The organism is Mycoplasma sp. HS2188 (genome assembly GCF_025209835.1).
In the GTDB taxonomy this organism is placed as follows: Bacteria; Bacillota_I; Bacilli_A; order Mycoplasmatales; family Metamycoplasmataceae; genus Mycoplasmopsis.
In genome coordinates, this window is the sequence record NZ_JAOAOI010000007.1 from 17,090 (window position 1) to 38,806 (window position 21,717).

Annotated in this window: 21 protein-coding genes; 18 read left to right on the forward strand and 3 right to left on the reverse strand. The window is 30.5% G+C overall.

From position 1 onward, the window contains the following. The first annotated feature begins 164 nt into the window (after positions 1–164). Genes map through rplQ form a run of 7 tightly spaced genes read left to right on the forward strand, consistent with a single transcriptional unit; the run spans position 165 to position 3,449 of the window. Positions 165–914 (forward strand): type I methionyl aminopeptidase, encoded by a 750-nt coding sequence (gene map / locus N1F73_RS02700; RefSeq protein ID WP_260360005.1) that lies wholly within the window; start codon positions 165–167, stop codon positions 912–914. Continuing rightward, the gene (infA, locus tag N1F73_RS02705) at positions 915–1,130 is read left to right on the forward strand and encodes a translation initiation factor IF-1 (protein WP_259290423.1); all 216 of its coding nucleotides are present in this window, start codon (positions 915–917) and stop codon (positions 1,128–1,130) included. It begins immediately after the preceding gene. A gap of 9 nt (positions 1,131–1,139) precedes the next feature. Then, positions 1,140–1,253 carry a 50S ribosomal protein L36 gene (rpmJ, locus tag N1F73_RS02710; protein ID WP_259290424.1) on the forward strand — a complete coding sequence of 38 codons (114 nt, stop codon included), beginning with the start codon at positions 1,140–1,142 and terminating at the stop codon, positions 1,251–1,253. 8 nt (positions 1,254–1,261) lie between these two features. Further along, positions 1,262–1,627: a 30S ribosomal protein S13 gene (rpsM, locus tag N1F73_RS02715; protein ID WP_259290425.1), complete on the forward strand. Its 366-nt coding sequence runs from the start codon at positions 1,262–1,264 to the stop codon at positions 1,625–1,627. Between the two features lie 15 nt (positions 1,628–1,642). Beyond that, entirely contained in the window at positions 1,643–2,041 is a 399-nt protein-coding gene (gene rpsK, locus N1F73_RS02720; RefSeq protein WP_396888609.1) for a 30S ribosomal protein S11, read from the forward strand. 26 nt (positions 2,042–2,067) lie between these two features. Beyond that, positions 2,068–3,087, forward strand: a complete 1,020-nt coding sequence (locus N1F73_RS02725) for a DNA-directed RNA polymerase subunit alpha (protein ID WP_259290427.1) — start codon at positions 2,068–2,070, stop codon at positions 3,085–3,087. Continuing rightward, entirely contained in the window at positions 3,087–3,449 is a 363-nt protein-coding gene (gene rplQ, locus N1F73_RS02730) for a 50S ribosomal protein L17 (protein WP_260360012.1), read from the forward strand. Before N1F73_RS02725 ends, rplQ begins: the two co-directional genes overlap by 1 nt. Before the next feature lie 285 nt (positions 3,450–3,734). Here rplQ and N1F73_RS02735 read toward each other — a convergent pair whose 3' ends face one another. Both N1F73_RS02735 and N1F73_RS02740 read right to left on the reverse strand, forming a co-directional pair. Further along, on the reverse strand, positions 3,735–3,914 hold the full coding sequence (locus N1F73_RS02735) for a hypothetical protein (protein ID WP_260360013.1): 180 nt from the start codon (positions 3,912–3,914) through the stop codon (positions 3,735–3,737). After that, positions 3,914–4,828, reverse strand: a complete 915-nt coding sequence (locus N1F73_RS02740; RefSeq protein ID WP_260360014.1) for a hypothetical protein — start codon at positions 4,826–4,828, stop codon at positions 3,914–3,916. The genes N1F73_RS02735 and N1F73_RS02740 overlap by 1 nt, the downstream gene beginning before the upstream one ends. Before the next feature lie 142 nt (positions 4,829–4,970). Between N1F73_RS02740 and N1F73_RS02745 the strand changes: the two genes are divergently transcribed. The 3 genes from N1F73_RS02745 (at position 4,971) to N1F73_RS02755 (ending at position 10,173) form a co-directional block, all read left to right on the forward strand. After that, positions 4,971–6,950, forward strand: a complete 1,980-nt coding sequence (locus N1F73_RS02745; RefSeq protein ID WP_260360015.1) for a leucine-rich repeat protein — start codon at positions 4,971–4,973, stop codon at positions 6,948–6,950. 11 nt (positions 6,951–6,961) lie between these two features. Then, a complete protein-coding gene (locus N1F73_RS02750; protein ID WP_260360016.1) occupies positions 6,962–7,489 on the forward strand; it encodes a leucine-rich repeat protein in 528 nt (175 codons plus the stop codon). Between the two features lie 269 nt (positions 7,490–7,758). Beyond that, complete coding sequence (locus N1F73_RS02755) at positions 7,759–10,173, forward strand: MAG1360 family OppF-related protein (RefSeq protein ID WP_260360017.1); 2,415 nt, start codon at positions 7,759–7,761, stop codon at positions 10,171–10,173. 236 nt (positions 10,174–10,409) lie between these two features. Here the strand turns inward: N1F73_RS02755 and N1F73_RS02760 are convergent, their stop codons facing one another. Further along, positions 10,410–11,372, reverse strand: coding sequence for a hypothetical protein (locus N1F73_RS02760; protein WP_260360018.1), 963 nt, complete (start codon positions 11,370–11,372; stop codon positions 10,410–10,412). A 427-nt stretch (positions 11,373–11,799) separates the two neighbouring features. Between N1F73_RS02760 and N1F73_RS02765 the strand changes: the two genes are divergently transcribed. The 8 genes from N1F73_RS02765 to N1F73_RS02800 all read left to right on the forward strand — a co-directional run. Next, a complete protein-coding gene (locus tag N1F73_RS02765; protein WP_260360019.1) occupies positions 11,800–14,304 on the forward strand; it encodes a valine--tRNA ligase in 2,505 nt (834 codons plus the stop codon). After that, positions 14,292–15,161 (forward strand): bifunctional 5,10-methylenetetrahydrofolate dehydrogenase/5,10-methenyltetrahydrofolate cyclohydrolase, encoded by an 870-nt coding sequence (locus tag N1F73_RS02770; RefSeq protein WP_259290434.1) that lies wholly within the window; start codon positions 14,292–14,294, stop codon positions 15,159–15,161. The genes N1F73_RS02765 and N1F73_RS02770 overlap by 13 nt, the downstream gene beginning before the upstream one ends. A 111-nt stretch (positions 15,162–15,272) precedes the next feature. Beyond that, positions 15,273–16,265 carry a phosphotransacetylase gene (locus tag N1F73_RS02775; RefSeq protein ID WP_260360020.1) on the forward strand — a complete coding sequence of 331 codons (993 nt, stop codon included), beginning with the start codon at positions 15,273–15,275 and terminating at the stop codon, positions 16,263–16,265. After that, a complete protein-coding gene (locus tag N1F73_RS02780) occupies positions 16,258–17,445 on the forward strand; it encodes an acetate/propionate family kinase (protein WP_259290436.1) in 1,188 nt (395 codons plus the stop codon). Before N1F73_RS02775 ends, N1F73_RS02780 begins: the two co-directional genes overlap by 8 nt. Next, complete coding sequence (coaD, locus tag N1F73_RS02785) at positions 17,445–17,870, forward strand: pantetheine-phosphate adenylyltransferase (RefSeq protein ID WP_260360021.1); 426 nt, start codon at positions 17,445–17,447, stop codon at positions 17,868–17,870. Before N1F73_RS02780 ends, coaD begins: the two co-directional genes overlap by 1 nt. 1 nt (position 17,871) lies before the next feature. Next, a complete protein-coding gene (gene yihA, locus N1F73_RS02790) occupies positions 17,872–18,462 on the forward strand; it encodes a ribosome biogenesis GTP-binding protein YihA/YsxC (RefSeq protein WP_260360022.1) in 591 nt (196 codons plus the stop codon). A 16-nt stretch (positions 18,463–18,478) separates the two neighbouring features. Next, a complete protein-coding gene (locus N1F73_RS02795) occupies positions 18,479–20,041 on the forward strand; it encodes an MAG1430 family protein (protein WP_260360023.1) in 1,563 nt (520 codons plus the stop codon). A 367-nt stretch (positions 20,042–20,408) separates the two neighbouring features. Next, a partial coding sequence (locus tag N1F73_RS02800) for a type I restriction-modification system subunit M (RefSeq protein WP_260360024.1) occupies positions 20,409–21,717 on the forward strand: 1,309 nt, incomplete at its 3' end.

Sequence of the window (21,717 nt, forward strand, 5' to 3'; positions counted from 1 at the left end):
CACTATTACTTTATAAAATGATATGTTATTTACCGCGATAAATAATCAAAATTTAAGATATTTTTCGAACTGAAATAAAAATAGCAAAAAATAATGATAAATTTATAAATTTTTGGTAAAATATAAAACGTTATATTGAATATAACAATATTGCAGGAGGCAAGGTGATACATATAAAAAATCAAAAACAAATTGAGGATATTATCAAATCTTGTCAAATCTTGGCCGAGGTTAAGCAAGTTGTTTATGACCACATAAGACCAGGAGTCTCATTAAAAGAACTGGATACAATTGCTTTTAATGAAACAGTTAAGAGAGGTGCTAAACCTGCATTTTTAGGTTTATACGGTTTTCCCGCTACCGCTTGCATCTCTGTAAACGAAGAATTGATCCATGGGATTCCGAGTGACTACGTATTGAAAAACGGAGATATAGTTTCTTTCGATATGGGTTGCAACTACAACGGAATGAATAGTGATAGCGCCTTCACAAAAGGTGTTGGCGATATCTCGCCTGTAAATAAAAAATTGATTAGAGTGGCTAAAGAGGCTTTTGAGGCTGGTGTAGCAGCTATTAAACCAGGAGCTAGAGTCGGCGACATTAGTTATGCTGTTGGCCAAGTAATCAAGAAAAACAAATTTTATACCCCTTCGGAGTATTGCGGTCATGGCATCGGTTTCGATGTTCATGAAGATCCCGATGTTTACAATGATGGTAAACGAGGACAAGGTCCGTTATTAGTTGATGGCATGGTAATTTGCATTGAACCAATGGTTATGCAAAAAAATGCCCAAATTAAAGTAAAGAGAGATCAGTGAACTGTTGTTAGCGCTAGCGGTTTAACCAATGCTCATTACGAACATACTGTACTAATAAAGGACGGCAAGGGTGTAATATTAACGAAAGGAATTTAAATGGCAAAAGATGCTATTAAATTTAAGGCCGTAGTCAAGCAAGCTTTTTCAACTGATGAATATGAAGTGGAACTTGAAAACGGTTTAGTAATTAAAGCTCACATATCAGGTAAAATGCGTGTAAATCACATCAGAATATTACCTGGAGATTCAGTAGACGTAGAAATAAGTCCTTACAATTTACAATTAGGACGTATTATCTACCGTCATAAATAAGGAGAAGATATGAAAGTAAGAGCTAGTGTAAAAAAAATGTGTAAAGATTGTCGTGTTATTAAACGTAGAGGAATTATCAGAATTATCTGTGTACAACCTAAACACAAACAAAGACAAGGATAGGAAGATTAATGGCTAGAATTTTAAATATAGAGATTCCAAACAATAAACGTGTTGTTGTTTCATTAACATACATTTACGGAATCGGTTTAACAAGATCAAAAGAAATACTTGCAAAAGCAAATATCGACGAAAACATTAGAGTTAAAGATTTATCTGAAGAACAATTATCAGCAATTCGTGAAGTAGCAAGAGAATACCAAACAGAAGGTGATTTACACCGTGAAGTTTCATTAAACATCAAACGTTTAATGGAAATCAAATGCTACCGTGGTATGAGACACCGTAAAGGTTTACCTGTAAGAGGGCAATCAACTAAAAGTAATGCTCGTACACGTAAAGGTCCAAGAAAAACAGTTGCAGGGAAGAAAAAATAGGAGTTAATAATGGCTATATCAAAAAAACAAACTAAAAAATCTAAAAAAAGATTAGTTGTTAGTGGTGTTGCACACATTCACTCAACAAACCAAAATACAATTGTTACTTTCGCTGACGAACAAGGTAATGTAGTTGCTTGATCATCATCAGGTGCTATCGGTTACAAAGGTTCTAAGAAAAAAACCCCTTATGCTGCTGGTTTAGCTGCTCAAGCTGCTACCGAATTAGCTAAAGAACGTGGTATGAAAACAGTTAGAGTTGAACTAAAAGGTTTAGGAGCTGGTAAAGATGCTGCTCGTAAACAAATCGAAGTATCAGGAATTACCGTTACAGAAATCAAGGATGTTACACCAGTACCTCACAACGGTACAAGACCTCCAAAACGTATTCTTAAACGTGAAAAAATGAGATAGAAACAAATAAAATAGAAGGAGAAAATATGGAAAAAATGGCAAAACTTGACTACATTCAAGTCGAAAATTTAAATTCAAACGCCAAAGAAGCTAATACAACAACTTTTGCCTTACAACCTCTAGAAAGAGGTTTTGGACAAACAGTAGGTGTTGCGTTAAGAAGAGTGTTATTGTCAAACATTACCTCTTTAGCTTTATGTGCTGTTAAAATCGAAGATGTTGAACATGAATTTGAAGTGATGAATGGTGTAGTTGAAGATGTTACTACATTATTAATGAATTTACGTAAAGTTAAATTCCAATACAAACCTGAGTTAGTTAATGATGATGAAATCATTAAGGTTGTCTTAAAAGCTGACCAACCTGGTCCTGTGACTTCGAGAAACCTTGAAGTAGTAAACTCAAATATCGAAATTACAAGCAAATCAGTTCACTTAGCAACAATCAGTGCTAAAGGAAGTTTACACTTAGAAATGTTCCTTCGTGCTGGACGTGGTTATTTACCAAGCGATAAAAACAAAAAATTTATTTCAACTTCAAACTTTTTAAGTCAAATTCAATCAAATATCAAAAAAGGAATTTTGATTGCAACTGACTCTAACTTCAGCCCAATTGAAAATGTAAACTACAAAGTGAGTGAATTAAACTCTGCTTCAAACGAAATTGAAGAAAGACTAGAATTTAATATCACTACTGACGGAACAGTTGGTGCTAAAGAAGCAATCAAACAAGCATGTGAAATTTTAGTAGCTCACTTTAAAATAGTGGGTAATGTTGATGACATGGTTGTAGATTCAATTTTCAAAAAAGAAGAAGTTCAAAAAGAAGTTGAAAAAGAAGAAAATGATTTAGATATTTCACAATTGAATCTTTCAGTGCGTTCATTAAATGCTTTAAGAAAAATTGGTAAAACATCATTATCGCAAATTGCTGCTATGACATATGAAGAATTAGAAAACACTAAAAACTTAGGTAAAAAATCTCTAGATGAAATTGTTTCTAAATTAAAAGAATTCGATTATGAATTAACTAAAGGAGAAGAATAATGGCTAATCCAAAACAAATTTACAGTCGTGATACTAAATGAAGAAAAGGTGTAATGCGTACCTTAGTAAGTGAATTATTTGCTCACGGTCGTATTACTACAACTCTAACTCGTGCTAAAGAATTGCGTCGTCACGCAGAAAAACTTATCACAAAAGCAAAAAATCCTACTCTAGCAAACAGTCGTGCTGCTGCAGCTTTCTTACGTCCAACTCTTGTTGAAGGTTCAGATAACGTTTTAAAACACTTATTCTCAACAATCGCACCTAAATACGCTGAAAGAAATGGTGGATACACTCGTATTTACAAACTTGTTTCACGTCAAGGTGACTCGGCACCAATGGCTATTATCGAATTAGTTTAATTCGTACATATCTAAACTTTAATTACTAATTTTAAATAGCCTGCGGGCTATTTTTTCTTATCATTTTGACAACTAAAATACAAAATATTAGATAAATTTGACTTCAAAACGTTAGGGGGGATATTTATCTATTGCATCACATTATTAAAAAAAGTGCTTACAGGCACGTTTTTGCTAATTGACAATGGTGTCAAATTATTTACTCTAAGTTTAGAAAAATAGCGAATAGAAAAAATAACATTTTATGAATGCTATTTTTTCATAATTTTATATCTGATTAACTATCTAAATTTCAAAAATTAAATGATTAATATCGCTGCCAAATATTTTTGTTTGACCATCAATTTTGACGCCTTTATAACGAATATCCAATCTTATTTTACCGTTTTCAATCTGCGTAACATCATATGTTAGCTGTGCATTAACTCGGTTACTCGACCCGTATGTATATTTGGATTCATTCATTAATCTCATGTTTCGACCAGGATTATTGTGTTGCTCTTTCAAGATAACAAAACGTTTTTATCAGTGATATTTCTTCAATCTAGTGGTGTGTTTTTAATTTTATAAATAATTGCACACTTCTCAAAATCGTAATATATGTCCAAATTATTTGCTAAAAATTCTCTTCGCAATTCATCGAGGTCAGAGATAGGGTTTATCATAAATTTATCAAGCATACCTTTTGCTCAACTATTTACATCCTTAACTTCTTCTGATATTTCATTATTGTCTGGTTTATTGTTAATTTGCTCAATATTATTAATAATTATCTTTGTTTCTGTGGAATTATTTGACAATGGAATTTCGCCAAAATCAACATATTTGGCAACCTTATATTTTAAAGTTAATTCAATATCAACTTTATTTTTCTCATTCGCCACATATTTTTTCAAAATTTTAACTTTATAATCAAGTTTTAAATTCGTTTTTTGGACTCCATCTTTATTAACTCAAAAAGGATCGGATGCACTAACAATTTGATAACCTTTCAGTAATTCTGGGTCTTTTAAAGTTAAGACGACATCTTTATCTTTATCATAATGTTTTCAGTCAGGGTGTTTACCTGTTTGAGTTCCTAAAACCACAAAGTCGCTATACGAACATCATAGGTCAATATCATTATTCAACAAAAGAGCCCCAAATCTATTCTTTTGTGTATCATTCATTTGAAAAGCATCTTTTAATGACTCTACAATGAGATCGATTTTTTTAAGGTTTTTCGTATCATTATCAAACTCTACTACATACGAAAACTCATCATCATTTTTAGTCTCATTTTTAGAATTTTTATTAACGCACGAAATTGTGCAAGCAGGAACAAAACCGATAGATAATAAAACACTTGAATTTAAAATTTTTCTATATTTTAACCACATATAATCCCCCGAAAATTAATTTGTGCTTATTGATGAATTATATAAAATTTCCATAAAAAATATGTTTTTTCAGTACTAACACATAAAAAAGTAAACCTTTTTAATAGGGGAAAATATAATATTTTAAAACGGAGAAATGAAGATGAAAACAAAAAATAAATTTATATTAAGTATAGGGTTGTCTTCTATGACATTGTTCCCTATTATTGCAGTTAGTTGTAATGACAAAAAAGAAAAAAATACTATCAATAAACAAAATATTGACAAATATTTTAAATATAAGTTGCAAGATGGAGTGTATTACATTATTGATACAAAAACTGACAATAAATTAGACAAAATAAGATGAGAATTATCAGAACCAATTTCTTTTAAAAACATTGAAAATAGAGAAAATTTTAGCAAAATTAAAGAAATTGAATTGAAAGAAACAAATATTATTCCAGAGTTTGCGTTTAGCACTCTTGATTCGATAGAGAATGTTAATGCTCCTAAAATTGGTATAGTGGGAAAAAACGCCTTTGAAAATACATCAAAATTAGTAAGTTTAAATGCTCCTAAATTAAAAGCAATTATGGAATATGCGTTTAGAAATTCATCAATTAAGCAAATAGAATCACCAAATTTATTGGAAATTAAGGATGGAGCTTTTGCTAACTCAAAAATATCTAAAATTAACACGAACAATCTACAAAAAATCGGAACTCAAAGTTTTGCCAACGCAAAAGGGTTAAGCGAAATAACAGCACCAGAGCTAAAACAAATTGGAGCAAGTGCATTTGAAAATGCGTCAAACTTAACAAGTGTTGTGACGCCCAAAGTCAATTCAATTGGTTTTTATGCTTTTAAAAACACTAAAATAACAGAGTTTAACACCGGAATGGTTGATGTGGTGAATAGTGAAATGTTTGATGGGACATCACTTAAAAAAATTAATATGCCTGAAGTTATCGAAATTAGAGATAATGCCTTTAAAGATATGCAATCATTAAAAAATGTTGAAACACCAAAAATTAAATCAGTCGGCGTGGACGCATTTTCAGGTACACAATTTATCGAAGACATTAGAAACGATCAAGGAATTAGTGTATACAACGGTATATTGTTAGATGGGAAAAAAGCAAGTGGAAATTTAGTTGTCCCTAACGTAATAACAATTGCTCCTGAAGCCTTTAAAAACACAGATGCGATAACAAATATATCATTACCAGATGCCTTGACCATTGGTAATAGTGCATTCCAAAATGCTACAAATTTAGTGACCATAAATATGCCTAAAATAAAAATTTTAGGTGAGTCGGCATTTGATAATACTGGAATAACTGAAGTAAATACAGGAGCAGTTGAAGAAATATCTGTCAACTCATTCAAAGGAATGAATAGTTTAATCAACATTATTGTTCCAAGTGCTACTGAAGTGGAAAGCAGTTCGTTTGAAAAACTTCCGAATTTAGAATCTATAGAATTAGATAATGTGCTAGCTATTAAAGATCATGCTTTTAACAAAGTTAAAAAATTGAAAAATGTAAGAATTCCTAAAGCGAAAACAATTAGCGAATTTGCCTTTGCCGATGCAATCAATTTAGAAACGATTGAAATGCCTAATGTTGAATCAATAGGAGAAAAGGCTTTTTATAGAAACCAAAAACTAACGGCCGTTAGTTCAGAAAAACTAGTTAATTTAGGGGACTCGGCTTTTGAATTTAATACAAGCCTAAAAACAGCTAACTTCCCAAACTTAACTAGCGTTAACTCATCAGTGTTTAAAAACTGTTCATCATTGACAGAAGTTAATATGCCATTATTAACAAGCATTGAAAACGAGGCTTTTAAAAACTGTACATTATTGCCACAATTATCAGCTGCAAACCTAAAAAGTGTTGGAGAAAGTGCGTTTGAAGATACTTCGAGCTTGAATCAATTTGATGCACCAGCATTGACCACAGTGGGTAACAATGCGTTTAAAAATTCAGCTTTTATTCAATCGTTAATCGCTAAGTCACCTTATAAAATTGCTGAGTTAAACGGAATAATTTTAGATGTTAGTCAAGCATCAGGTGAAATAACATTAACATCATTGACTGAAATTCGAGACAATTTATTCGCCAAAAATAAAACATAACTTCGGTGACATTGCCGAATGTTACGCAAATTGGAAACTCTGCATTCAACGGATGTGATAACTTAGAGCGAATCTCTGCTCCAAAATTAATCGAAGTCGGCGACTTTTCATTCGGTAAAACAGCAAATCTTTCAGTGTTTGATGCACCAAAATTAGTTGAAGTTGGTAAAAATGCTTTCGCAGAGAGCAAATTAATAGAAAACGATGAAAGCGGAATAGCTCTAATTAATGGAATTTTAGTATATTATGATGCCTATGGCGAAACAACAAGCATCAACGATGCGAAGATAATTGCCAATGGCTTATTTGAAGGGGATGAAGCCATAGACGAATTTTCATTTACAAACGTTGAAACAATTGGTGCTAATGCTTTTCTTGACTCATCACTAACTAGAATAGAGATACCACATGTTAAACACATTAAAGCGAATGCGTTTAAAAATACTCATATTAAATTCGAAACATCAGTCTTTCCGCAACAATTCACTAAGTCAGATTTTGAAAAAATATTGAACGGCGAAGAATGAAACGAGTCATAGTTATTGCATCAACTAATAGACTTTTCTATCACTCAAATTAAAACACTATTACAAAATGTGATGTTAGCAACCACGCATTGCTAAAAATTGTTATACAAAAATAGTTTTACATTTTTATTAAACCAGGACAAAAGTTAGGACTAAACACTTTTTGTCCTGGTTTATTTGTTATCGAAAAATTCATTTTTTGATGTCTTTAAGTACACATTTTTTATTCCTAGATGACAATTTGAAAACTAAAAAAATAAATAATATATACTTTATATACTATGTCTAAAAATAAAAGAATATTAACAATAGAAAATTTATTTCAGCCGCTAAAAAATAACAGTCAATACATGTTTATTCCTAATTTAACTTTATTCAAAAATACATCAAATGTCTTTTTAATTATTGACCAAAATACAGAATTGCTAGGCGAAAGCTTTAGGGAAATTGTGAGTGGTGAAAATAATATTAAAACACTGTTTCAGGACAATGAACAAAACGATACTATTTATTTGACAAACAATAAATTGATAAATAAAAAAATATCATTTTACAATCTTAAAACTTTACAAGTTAGCGAAGATGATATCCCCATTGTTTATGAGTATCAACGAATCAAAGAAAACTATGAATATATTCCTGAAACAATTGAAAGATTATCTAAATTACTAACAACTCATGAATATCAATTAAAGCAGGAAATATTAAATATTTTTAAATCAAAAATCGATTCTATATACTCGATTATTTCAGATTTAAAAAGAGAAGCGAAAATGGTGAACAATGTTCTATCTCAAAATTCTTTAAAACAAAACATAAATGAAATAAACAATGCAATGGCTGCATATGTTCAAAATCAAACATATTATAATGGGCTAATTATTGGTATATTTTTAGATTTATTCCGTTCAATATTCGAAGCCGGCGAATATATGTCATCTGAATACAAGAATAGTGATGACTTCAATTTAAAAATTGAATCCGAAAAAGCACAAAGACGTTTAAAAGTCTTATTAAAAATGCAAAAAACAAATAAGGAAACAATTAAAAGAGAATTATATTTACGTGACATAAAATCTCAACTAAATAGTGTCATTCAACTAAAATCATTCAAAAAATCAAATTCAATAAAAACAATGAAATCACTGATTAAATGATATGAAAAATCAATCAATATTGACCGCAATAAAGTAAATTACTTTGATGACAATTCAGTGCAATATCGCTATTTATGAAAGCAAATTATTTTAAAAAAATACTTAATTCAACTTTTGAAAAAAAATAAAAAGAATTTGAAATACTTAAATCACGAAAACATCAAAGAACTGAAATATAATCTAACTTCACGTGTTTCTTTATTCATTTCTAATAATCTTTCGAGTAGAAATATTGATAATAAATTCAATATAAACACGATTAAAAAAATCGTTAAAAATGAGTTTTGAATTGACTTTGGTCCATACGTAGAAACTAGCTATTCTAACTTAGAGTTATATCAAGATGAAATTACATTTTTACGTCGTAAATTAAAAGCTGTTAGTCAAAAAAAATTAAATGTTTTTGGTGTCGAAGACTACAAGGATAAAATCAATATCGTTAAAAACAATATAGACATTCTTAAAGCGGAAGTTGATTGAAAAAAATATCTAATGCAATCAGAATTTAATCAACTTGTCTACAAAAATAATTATATTAATAAAAAAATCAAATACATTGTTGCTGGGTATAAATCGATAATTGATTATAGTGCCAAAATTAATCAAAAAATCAATAGACTAAATAGAAAAATATCAAAAGAACAAGATGATAAATTGAATATCAAGACACATTTTAGCAATGCTAAAAAATCATTTTCATCATTAAATTCAATATCATTTCTATTCAATTATCTTGAATTAATGCGCCAGTTTGTTTTCTCAAAATTTAATTTCAATAAAAAGAATTTGATTAAAATTGATTTATTTTTAAAACTATTTGGGATATTGAATTCTGTATCATTTGCCAATGGTTCACTGACAAAAACAATTGATAATATCCCTAGCATTTCTCGTTTAAAAATCGGTTTGTTGTCTCGAATGATGAACGAATCACAGATTCTATTTATTATTGATGACGAAAACCTTAAAGACCAAAATTTAAAAAATGAGTTTTTGAGAATTGTCAATGAATTTGCTCAAAAAAACGGATTAACATACGTATTTATTACTAATGATAGAGATTTAGCTGAATTTCAAAATTTCGATAACTTATATGTTTTCTATGACAACAAATTAATAGAGTTCGGTCGTCGTGAAAATCTATTCAATGAACCATTGCACTTTGTATTCAAGGATTGAGTAGAAAATAAAAACATTCATTGTGATCTTGAATTCAATTCAAATAACTACATTTTTAATGAGTGTTTTAAATATGATAAAAATCACTACTTAATTGCGCGAAATGAGATTATTAGACAATTAAATATAGATAATTTATATAGCAATTTAAACAATATTGAGCATAACACAAATGAAACCTCGATTGATGAACTAAAATCATATTCGAATACACAAGAAACAGTGATTGTGGACTTGAATTCTATTAATGATGTGGAATCATCGCAAGTTATGACAAAAGAATTCAATTTATTGAATGAAACTTACGAAAATCAATTATCAAACACTGTAATTATTGACGATAATATAGACGCATTTTAAAATCATCTAATATTTTGTCAATAAAACTCAGTCAATAGCGTGTTAAATTATTGATTGAAATTGCTATCATACACATAGCCATCAATAAGTGTTTCAATAATGATTGAACCAACAGTTAGATGAATATTTAGTCAAAAACAATAATTTGAACAAAGCGAAAAAATTGCAATATTTTGATCAATATCAAAAAACTCGAATTGTGAAAATTCGAGTTTTTTAGTTAGTTGAAAATTGTTTTATTGGCCTATCAAACTATTGATATCGTCAATAATTGATACAGGAATATCTTTAATTGCAATGTAGTTAAAGATATTCAATTTAGGGTTGTATAAAGCTAAGTATTTGACTTTTTGAAATTGCTCTTCATTATATGAGTTAAGGCCCATCAAGTAATAAATTAAAACCTGCAATGTATGTTTCGGGGTGAATCCAGTTTTTTTGGTTTTAATATCAATCAAATATTCACCAACAATTGCGTCGCCATCACCAGCAGTAATAATGTCGTTTTCAGCACCTTTAATATCAAAGCCAAGGTGCAATTGTTTAGTGCTTGAAATATCTAATAAGTACTTATAAGTTTTAACAATATTTTGTGACATTAATTTAATTTGTTCTTGCTGTTCGTGGCTGATTTGATCTTTGATTGCTTGAAAATAATCTTGTTTTTGCTTTTTCGTCAAGTCATCATACTTTTCATTGCTAGGAAGTAGTGGTTTTACATAAAAATTGTGAAAACGAGCACGATATACAGAGTCAAATTGAGCTAAAAAATAAATTAAAGCAATATTATTATCAATATTTTCTTGATCTCATCAAGAATAGCCAATATCATCACGCAAGGTTGAATTTCATAATTTATGGTGAAGTTTAAAGCCTTTTAAAGAAACATTTAAAGGGTAGTGAAATTCGCTTTGTTCAAAGGGTTGCAGTGCATAATGATTAAAAGTTTCTTTTGACCATCATTGTGCAAGTTGTTGTTCATTATCACTTTGGTTATGTTCATAATTTTTTGTTGGAACAAAATAAAAGCTTGCTAGATATTCCACAACTAAACCAGTAGTTGCGTAATGTAGACCTGAAAGAATTTCTTCATTAGCCGGTTGTGTATTAGGAATTGATAAACTTTGTCAATCTTTGGGTGGTAAAAAGCCGCCACGTGGTTGTTTGTATTTTTCAACAAAATTAGTAACAGTTGCCATTTTTTCTCCTTTTTATCAATAGCAGTTTATAAACTATGTAAATATTAGTTTTGAACCTTATTCAGATTTGGCAAAATCAAAATTTTCTATATTAATAATTTTACTTGAATATTTGTAGAAAAATTATGAACTATTACAAAACAATCAGTGTATTTATGTTGATGTGAAGAAAATCAAGACAATATATCAATTGAAAATTTTTACATAAATTTACAAAATGTAATTGAACTATTGCTAACAATATCCTGAGTGTAATTGCATACTAAATTCAGTGATTTTTATTGAAAACTCTCTATCTATTACTCACATTTTTACAAAAAAATAGAAATTAAAATTCGTTATATATTGAGCCCAAGCGTCCATCGAAAAAATCCATATTTTGGTATAATATGTAATACATATATAAATTTAATAGTAGGCGGTATTTATGGAATTAGATAAATTATACGAACCAAACAAATTTGAATCTGAAATTTCTAAAAAATGAAAAGCAAAGAAATTTTTCAGTCGTCATGATGAAACAAAAAAACCTTTTACAATTCTTTTACCACCGCCCAATGTCACAGGTAAATTGCATTTAGGGCACGCATTGAACACATCAATTCAAGATGCAATTATTAGATACAAAAAGTTAAAAGGTTTTGATGTTTTTTATATTGCTGGAATGGACCACGCTGGTATTGCAACTCAAAGTAAAGTTGAAGGCAACATATATAAATTAACCGGTAAAACTAGACACGATTTTACTCGAGATGAATTTGTCGAAAAAATTTGAGAATGAAAACACGAGTATTCTGAATCAATTAGAAAACAATGAGAAGTATTAGGTTTAGGTCTAGATTACGAACGTGAAAGATTCACTTTAGATGAAAAATCAAATAAAGCAGTAAATCATGCATTTATTGAATTTTATAAACAAGGATTAATTTATCGTGGAACTAAAGCGATAAATTGAGATCCAAAATTAAAAACTGCTTTATCAAATATTGAAGTTATTTCTAAAGCCACTGAACAAAATATGTTGTATATTAAATATCCAATCGCCAATAGTGACCAATATTTAATTGTTGCAACAGTGCGTCCAGAAACAATGCTATCTGATGTGGCTGTCATTTATAATCCCAAAGACGCTCGTTATAACAAAATGAAAAACATTTCAATCGTGCACCCTCTAACTAAACAAATAATTCCGTTTATTCCTGATGAATATGCTGAAATTGATTTTGGTAGCGGACTAATGAAATTATCAGCTCACGCCGAGGTTGACATTGACATTATCAAAAAACACAATCTAGAAGTAATTGAAACCATCGATCAAAACGGTTTTATTAATGCTCCAGATTCACAATTTCATAAAATGGAACGTTTTGAAGCAAGAAAAGCTATCGAAAAATACTTAATTGATAATGATTTAATTGTAAAAATTGAAAAAACAAGTTCCAATGTTGGTTATTCAGAAAGAAGTGGTGAACCTGTTGAGATTTTAGTTATGCCGCAATGGTTTGTTAAAATGGAAAAATTAAATCAAATGATTTTAACCCATTTAAAATCATCACAATCAATTAAATTTTTCCCAAAAAGATTTAAAGACACATTGAAAAAATGAATGGAAAACGCTTACGATTGAACAATATCAAGACAATTATGATGAGGTCATCGTATTCCGGCATGATACAAAAACAACGAAATCAAAGTCCAAGTGGAATCTCCGGGCGAAGGTTGAATTCAAGACAGTGACGTCCTAGACACTTGATTTTCTTCAGGTTTAGCACCATTTTCATTTTTGGGATGGCCTTTTGACGAATCAGAAAAAATCTTGCAACGTTATTTCCCTACTTCACTGCTAGTTACTGGTTACGATATCATTTTCTTTTGAGTAGCAAGAATGTACTTTTTCTCATTAGCATTCAAAAATGATAAGCCATTTGACCAACTATTGTTAACTGGTTTAGTAAGAGATGAATTGGGGAGAAAATTCTCTAAATCTTTAGGTAATGGAATAGACCCTATTGAAGTTATCAATCAATACGGAGCTGATGCTTTAAGATGATTTTTAACCACCAACACAACTCCTGGCCTAGATATGAGATACTCAGACGACAAAATGAGAGCTGCGTGGGGACTATGTAACAAAATTTGAAATATTGCCCGTTATATTCAAAACTTACCTGATGATTCAGCTAAATCAAAAACTGCTGCTGATATATGAATAAATAATCGTATGATTGAAATGAATAAAAAAATTGATAATGCCTTCAAAAAATACGAATTAACTGTAGTTGGTTATGAATTAAATAAATTTATATACAATGAATTTTCTTCATGGTATGTTGAATTGCTAAAAATAATGCCAAATAAAAATGCAGCATTAAGCAACTTCAAAAAACTGTTGGTTATCATACACCCTCTACTTCCTTTTATTAGCGATTATCTATACAAAACAATGTATGACGAAGAAATCTTAGAAGCAAAACCGTTAATGATGAAAACAGTTAATAGCCAAAGCGTTGCTGATGTTGAAAACATCATTAAAACAGTTAATATTTTAAGAAAATATCGAGAAGATAAACAAATAAGCAAAAAAGAAACGTTATTTTACGACATTAATATTTCTAAAAATGATTTTATTATTGAATCAATTTCTAAACTTGCTAATGCTAAAATCAAAACAAATAACGATACAGTTTTTGCTGATGGCGATTTAATCGTTAATATCGAACAAAGTCAAGAACAAAAAGACGAATATATCAGAGTATTGAAAACAAAAATCGCAGAATTAGAAGGTGAAGTTAAACGTGCACAAAACATGTTGAATAATCCAAACTTTGTAGCAAAAGCTCCTAGTGACAAAATACAACAAGAACAAAGTAAATTAGAAAAATATTCAAAAGAGTTAGAACAATATAAGGAGGAATTGAAATGAAAATCTTAGACGGAAAAAAAGTAGCCTTAGAATTATCTGCTCAATTAAAAACAGAATTTGAACAAATTTCAATTGAATTAGGCCGTAAGCCAATTCTAGGTATTGTTCGCATCGGAGAAGATCCATCAGGCGCGACTGATGTTTATGTTCAAAAGAAAATTGAAAAAGGCAATGAACTAGGCGTTGATGTTAAAGTTTTTAAATTTGCAGGCGAAAAATCAAGATTTAAATTCATTTTAAAACAACTAGATAAAATAAATGATGAAACTGACGGAATTATTATTCAGTTACCGATTGGTGGTGAATTATCAATTTACAAACAACCAATTTTAGACTCAATTCGTTATGACAAAGATGTTGATGGTTTAAGTTCAAGAAATTCATTCAATTTTTACAATAAAACTGATGAATTTAAATTTACGCCAGCTACAGCACAGGCGATAATGACACTAGTTAATTATTATAATATTGAAGTCAAAGACAAAAGAGTTGCGGTAATTGGACGGGGCATTTTAGTTGGTAAACCTACTGCCTCATTATTTAAGGAAATGGGGGCACAGGTCTCTACTCACAATCGTGAATCAGGGATAAAAGGTGTCGAAAATGCTGATATTTTAATTGTTGCAGCAGGTAATCCTGATTTGATTAACAAAAAAAATATTAAAGAAGGAGCAATTGTTTTTGATGTGGGGGCAACCTTGATGGAAAAAGACGGTCGCAAATTTATCTGCGGTGATGTAAATACTACGGATTTAGAAGGTCATATTTCAGCAATGGCCCCAGCCCGTGGCGGTGTAGGTCCTTTAACCGTTGTTTCACTATTCCAAAATTTATTAAGCGCCTTAAAAAACAACAACAAAATTTAGGCACGCAAGTGCTTTTTTGTTAAAAATAAAAAATTAGAAACATTTACATAAATTTAAAATATATGTGTGTGTTGTTGTAAAATATTAACTAAATTATTTAAGGAGAAAAATATGAAATTTACAGATTTGATTCAAAGCAACATTGCTCAAATCAAAGACAAAAAACGAATTGTTATTGTCGATGGTGACGACCAAAGAGCAATCGAAGCTGCTAAAATCTTAGAAAAATATGAGAATTTAGAAGTTATTCTACTTTTAGAAAAAGAACAAAATATACAAACTAAGGCACAATTGTTAAACATGAATGCCAACGAAGCTAAAATTAACGAATTTAGCCAAATGCTATTCGAACAACGTGAAGCTGCCGCTAAAGCCAAAGGCAGAGAAAATAAAGACACACTAGAATTAGTGCAAAAAGCAATGAAACAAAGACCATTCTACGCAATGATGATGTTACAAACAGGCGAAGTTGATGGTGTTGTTGGTGGCTTAATTTACTCAACAGCTGATATGTTAAAAGCTGCTTTTAAAGTTATCGGACCTTCAAAAGGCATCAAAACAATCAGCTCAGTAATGATTATGCACAAAGACGAAAACACACTATTTTTCAGTGACATTTCAGTCAACCCAAAACCAGATCAAAAAGCTTTAACTGATATTGGTTTAAACGCAGCAAATTTTGTAAAAGGATTTGGTATTGATCCTAAAGTTGCCTTTTTAAGTTTTTCAACAAATTTCAGTGCCAAAACACCAGAAACTGAAATGGTACACAACGCAACTATCGATTTTAACGAAAACTACAACGGAGTTAAGGCTATTGGTGAAGTACAACTTGATGCAGCCTTAGACTTAAGTGTAAGAAAAGCAAAATACCCAATCGATTCATTCGATGAACCTGCCAACACCCTAATTTTCCCTAATTTAGAAGCAGGTAATATTGGCTACAAATTAACTCAACGCTTAGCTGGATATGGCGCAATTGGTCCAATCATTGTTGGTACTAAGAAACCAGTTAACGATTTATCTAGAGGGGCCAAAGTTAATGATGTAGTTAATACTGTTTTAATTACTATGATACAAAGTCAAGGAGCAAAAAATGAATAGTAAAATTTTAGTTATCAACGCAGGATCAAGTTCAATTAAACTGCAATTATTTGAGAAAAAATCAATGAGTGTTATTGCCAGCGGTTTAGCGGAAAGAATCACTCTTGAAGATGGAATTATCACCATTAAAGCTAATGGACAAAAATATGTTAAAAATGTAACAATGCCAGACCACGAAGTTGCAGCACAAAATATTTTGTCATTGCTTTCTGAATCAAAAATTATTGAAGATGTTAAAGAAATTGAAATTATTGGCTTTAGAGTAGTGCACGGTGGCACATATTTCACTAAATCAACAGCAATTGACGATGGAGTAATTGCAGCTATCGAAAAATGTTCAGATTACGCACCATTACATAACCCAGGAGCATTACAAGCAATTCACGCATTTAGAAAAGTAATGCCACACGCTAAACTATCAGCTGAATTTGATACAGCATTCCATACAACTATTCCTGATGTTAACGCAATTTACCCAATACCATACGAATGAAGTGAAAAATTCGGTATTCGTCGTTTCGGTTTCCACGGTATTTCACACCAATTTATCACCGAAACAATGCAAAAAATTTTAGGTAAAAGCTCAATTAATATTGTCAACGCACACATCGGAAACGGTGCAAGTATTTGTGCAATTAAAGACTCAAAATCTTTTGATACCACTATGGGTCTAACACCATTAGCTGGTGTTATGATGGGAACTAGATCTGGTGATATAGATCCAGCTCTAATTGAATTTCTAAGCGAACACTTAAACAAAGATGCTAAAGAAATTACACAAGCTTTAAACAAAAAATCAGGATTATTAGGTGTTTCAGGTGTTTCTTCAGACATGCGTGACATTGAACAAGCAGTGAGTGAAGGAAACAAAAGAGCTATTTTTGCTGAAGAACTTTATGTACAAAAAATTGTAGATTACATTGCAAATTATGCTAACAAAATTGAAAGTGTAGACGCTATCGTATTTACTGCTGGTGTTGGTGAAAACTCAGCTACATTGCGTCAAGCAGTTGTTGACAAATTGCATTTTGCAAATATCAAATTAGATCAACAAGCAAACACCGGAAAAATCGGTGAATACGCCTTGATTTCAACTCCTGACAGTGCAGTAAAAGTATATGTTGTTAGAACTAACGAAGAACTTTTAATCGCACAAAATGCTCTAAAAATCTTTAACTAATGAAAAAAGCAATTTATGCTGGTTCATTCAACCCTTTACACGACGGGCATAAAGCAGTTATTCAAAAAGCTTTAAAATTAGTAGATAAATTAGTGGTAGTTGTTTCGAACAACCCTGACAAAAACAATTTAGAAGGAATAGAGCAACGCTATTTAGAAATAAAACAATATTACGCAAATGACGACCGAATTGAAGTGATTGTTAATAAAAATGAATTAATTGGTAATATAGCAGCTAAAATGGGTATTAACTTTTTAATTCGCTCGGCACGAAATAATTTAGACTACCAAATTGAACTTGATATTGCAGCTGGCAATAACCAAGTAAATAAAGACCTTGAAACTATTTTAATTATTCCTGATTACGACATGATTGGTATCAGTTCAACATTAATCAGACACCAGAATGCACTAAAAAAAGACTAATATGTGAAAATTTGTTAAAAGTGCGCTTGAAGAATCAAGTTGAATTGATACACAAGGAAATATGCAAGTAGTTTTTTGGGGTCGATCTAATGTTGGCAAGTCTTCACTTTTAAACGCAATCACCAATCAAAAAATCTCATTTGTCTCTAAAACACCAGGTCGAACACAACTAATCAATTATTTTGCCGATTTAAACAATAAATATATTATTGATTTACCTGGCTATGGTTATGCCGCAATGGGCAAAGAAAAACAAGACAAAATGCTAAAATCTATTGCCCACTATTTACAAAACGAGCACAACCCTAAACACATCTTTATTTTGTTAGATTCGCGCACCGGAATTACTAAAATTGATTTTGAAATTATCAATTTTGTTTCTAGTCTTGGCCTGAACTTTTCTTTAGTTTACACAAAAGTAGACAAACTAAATCAAAAAGAAAAATCAGCCCTAATCAAAAAACATAACTTGCAAATTCAAAATGAATTAGCACACTCAGATTTTGAAACTTTTTTAGTTTCATCACAGAAAAAAATTAACTTGGATGAGTTGATAGAGTACATTGACAAAATTCTTTACCATCAAGCTTAAAAAAATAGGAGGAATTATGAAAAAAAATAAGAAATTTTTAACTGGGATTTTAGCAACTTCAATTATTTGTGTTTCAGCAATTACTGTTACCGCTGTTGCTATGAATGCCTTTCGTCCTACTACTAGCGCTGAAAAAAGAATCGCCAATTATGAGTTTTATGTCGGTGAAAAATTTTCTCACGAAATGCAAAACCATTTTCCTAGCGAGTATGCTTTTGCCTCTTACAGCGACTCACGTACATCGCAAAACTATCAAAGCAATCCTTTATTCCAACCAGAATTAAAAAACACTTCCGCATTTGATAACCAATTTTGAGAATACGAACTAGAAATTAGTTATGATACCAAAGATTCAAATGTTGAAGAATTTAAACAAAGACAAGAACAAAAATTATTTTATTTGAGAAATCGCAGAAGCGGTGCCCCTATCGATGTTTTAAAACAAACTCATAACATTTATTATCATTCATACGCCAATGATTTTACAGGTGAATTGTTCTTATCAGTTTTACTAGAAGACAAAAACCCTAAAAATAAAAAAGACCAAGATTTATTAAAAAAATCAATCAGTGATCGTAATCGTATAGATTCGTGAAAATCGAAAGTATTTAAAATCGGCGGTTTCAAAAAGATTAGAGAGCAACAACACGATGGCAAAACTACATACAATATTGATGACTTATTAGCATCAAAAAAAGCATCAAACTCAATTGTAACGCCTTCATTTAAAATTTCAGAAACAAGCACCTTAAATAATATCTTCCACGATAGAAAATACACTCTAAATGACCAAGATATTACTGTGAACAGTGTACACGATTTAATTGATAATAACATTTTAAGTACTAGTGCAAACCAAGATAGCGAACAAATTAGCAAAAATCAAAACACAACTAAAAAACTATTTAACATTTCTGATGTTAATCCAAACAATAACTCATTTAGAATTAATTGAGAAAAACCAGTTTGATTCACTAAAGATAGTAATAATGCAAACGCAATAACAATTCACTATTATGTAACCCGCAAAATTCCTGCAGCACAAATGGACAATTTAAACACATTGGCACGTACTAAAACTGTGGAAATTGATAAAGAATTTACTCAAAGAATTTATCTAAATTACTTCAACTTAGAAAAAGTTGCTAAAAGCTTTGTACAAATAGTCGGCAAAAAAGGTATACGCTTAAACGAATATAGCCAAACAGGGCCAAACGCACTTAATTTCCACCGCAGTTCAAGCTCTCTTGAAGCAAATTCAAGCAATGGTTACTTCACTGAATTGAATTTAAAATTCGCAGACCAAGCTTCTGTTGCACAAATACCAGATAACGGCTCATTTAGTGAATATGAATTGAACCTAAATAATTATTTATTAGCCTATCAATTAAGCAATTCAAGAAAACCCAAAAACGACAAAAACGTGAACGGAACTCCATTTGTTGGTGAACAGCAAAATACTTCGATCACATTCTCATTCGAACTTAAATTAAAAAATACTGACCAAGAATATGGAATTAACACATATTACGGTACATTTGTTCTAGATGGCTTTAAAGAAATCGAAACACAAGACTAATTTAAAATCTAGCATTCGCTAGATTTTTTTTATCAACTTAATATGCGATAGCAACTGCAACATTGTTATGTGTCAAATAATTCAATAACTTAGTTTTATTGCTCAATATATTGTGTAATTAAAACACAATAAAAACTCACTAAATCAATAATTCTAAAAATAGGGATATGTTAATTTCAGGATCTGTATTTTCAAAAGCTCTTTTACTCATTTTGTTGAATAATTGACTGATTTATGTTTGAAAAAACAACATTTATAAAGAAAAAATAGAGAATAGCATCGACAATTTTGTTTATAAATTTAACTAAATTAATAAAGATTAATTTGTCTTTGATACAATTAAGTTACATACATTTAAGGAGTTAAAATGAACAATAAAATAAACAAGGAAGAATTAGCCAGAATCATTTGAGCATCAGCGAATACAGCGAGGGGAAAAATCACTCAAGAGCAGCACAAAAATTTTCTCCTAAGCTTAATTTTTTATAAGTTTTTATCACAAAAACAATATATTTTTCTATCAAACCAATTGAAAGAATATGTTGAAGATAGACAAGTTAATTTAGACGATATCAATGCCTTAGATGAATCTAATTTTGACGAAGATGGTAAAAATAAAACCTTTGATTTATACCAGGAAGGCTACGAAGACATTATTGAAGCCTCAAAAATTGAATTGGGTTATTTTATTAAACCTAAATTCTTATTTGAAAACTGAGCCAACAATAACATTAAATTTAATACTGAAGCAATTACCGAAGCAATTCACTCTTTTAACGAAAATTTATCAGAAAAAGGAGAAATCAGATCGCTTTTTGAAGGTGTGTTTAATGCTTATTCTAAAGATTTATATAAACTAGGGGACTCGCCTCGTGAAGCCACTAATTATTTAGTTTTAATTCTTGATTTAATTAAACAAATTCCTGTTGATAGACAAGATTTTGACGTTTTAGGCTTTATTTATCAATACATGATTGAACAATTTGCCGGTGAAGCTGGTAAAAAAGGTGGGGAATTTTTCACTCCTTCTGAAGTATCACAATTAATGTCTGAAATTGTAGCTCGTCATTTAAAACATCGTCAAAATATTTCGATTTATGACCCAACATCAGGATCGGGTTCATTGTTGATTAGACTGGGAGATATGTTTGCTAAATACTCAAAAACTCAACATAAAGTAACATATTATGCACAAGAGTTAAACCCAGAAACCTACACAATGTCAAGAATGAATTTAATTATGCACGGAATCAACCCTGTTGATATACACGTACGAAATGCTAATACATTAAAAAAAGACTGACCGTTCTTTATTAAAAACAATGACGAATCTTCTTACAAATTGAAAATAGTTGATGCTGTTGTTGCCAATCCTCCTTACTCAATATCTTGAGAACCTGAAGAAGCTGAAGGTGACCCAAGATTTATTGAATATGGTTTAGCACCTAAGTCAAAAGCCGATTATGCTTTTGTGCTACACAGCTTACATCACCTAGAACGTGAAGGAATAATGACAGTTGTTTTACCACACGGAGTTTTATTTAGAGGCGGTAACGAAGGTAAAATTCGTAGAAAACTAATCGAAAACGGCTATATCGATACCATTATTGGTTTACCAGCTGGAATCTTTTTTAGAACTGGTATTGCAACAATAATTATGGTATTGCGTAAAAACC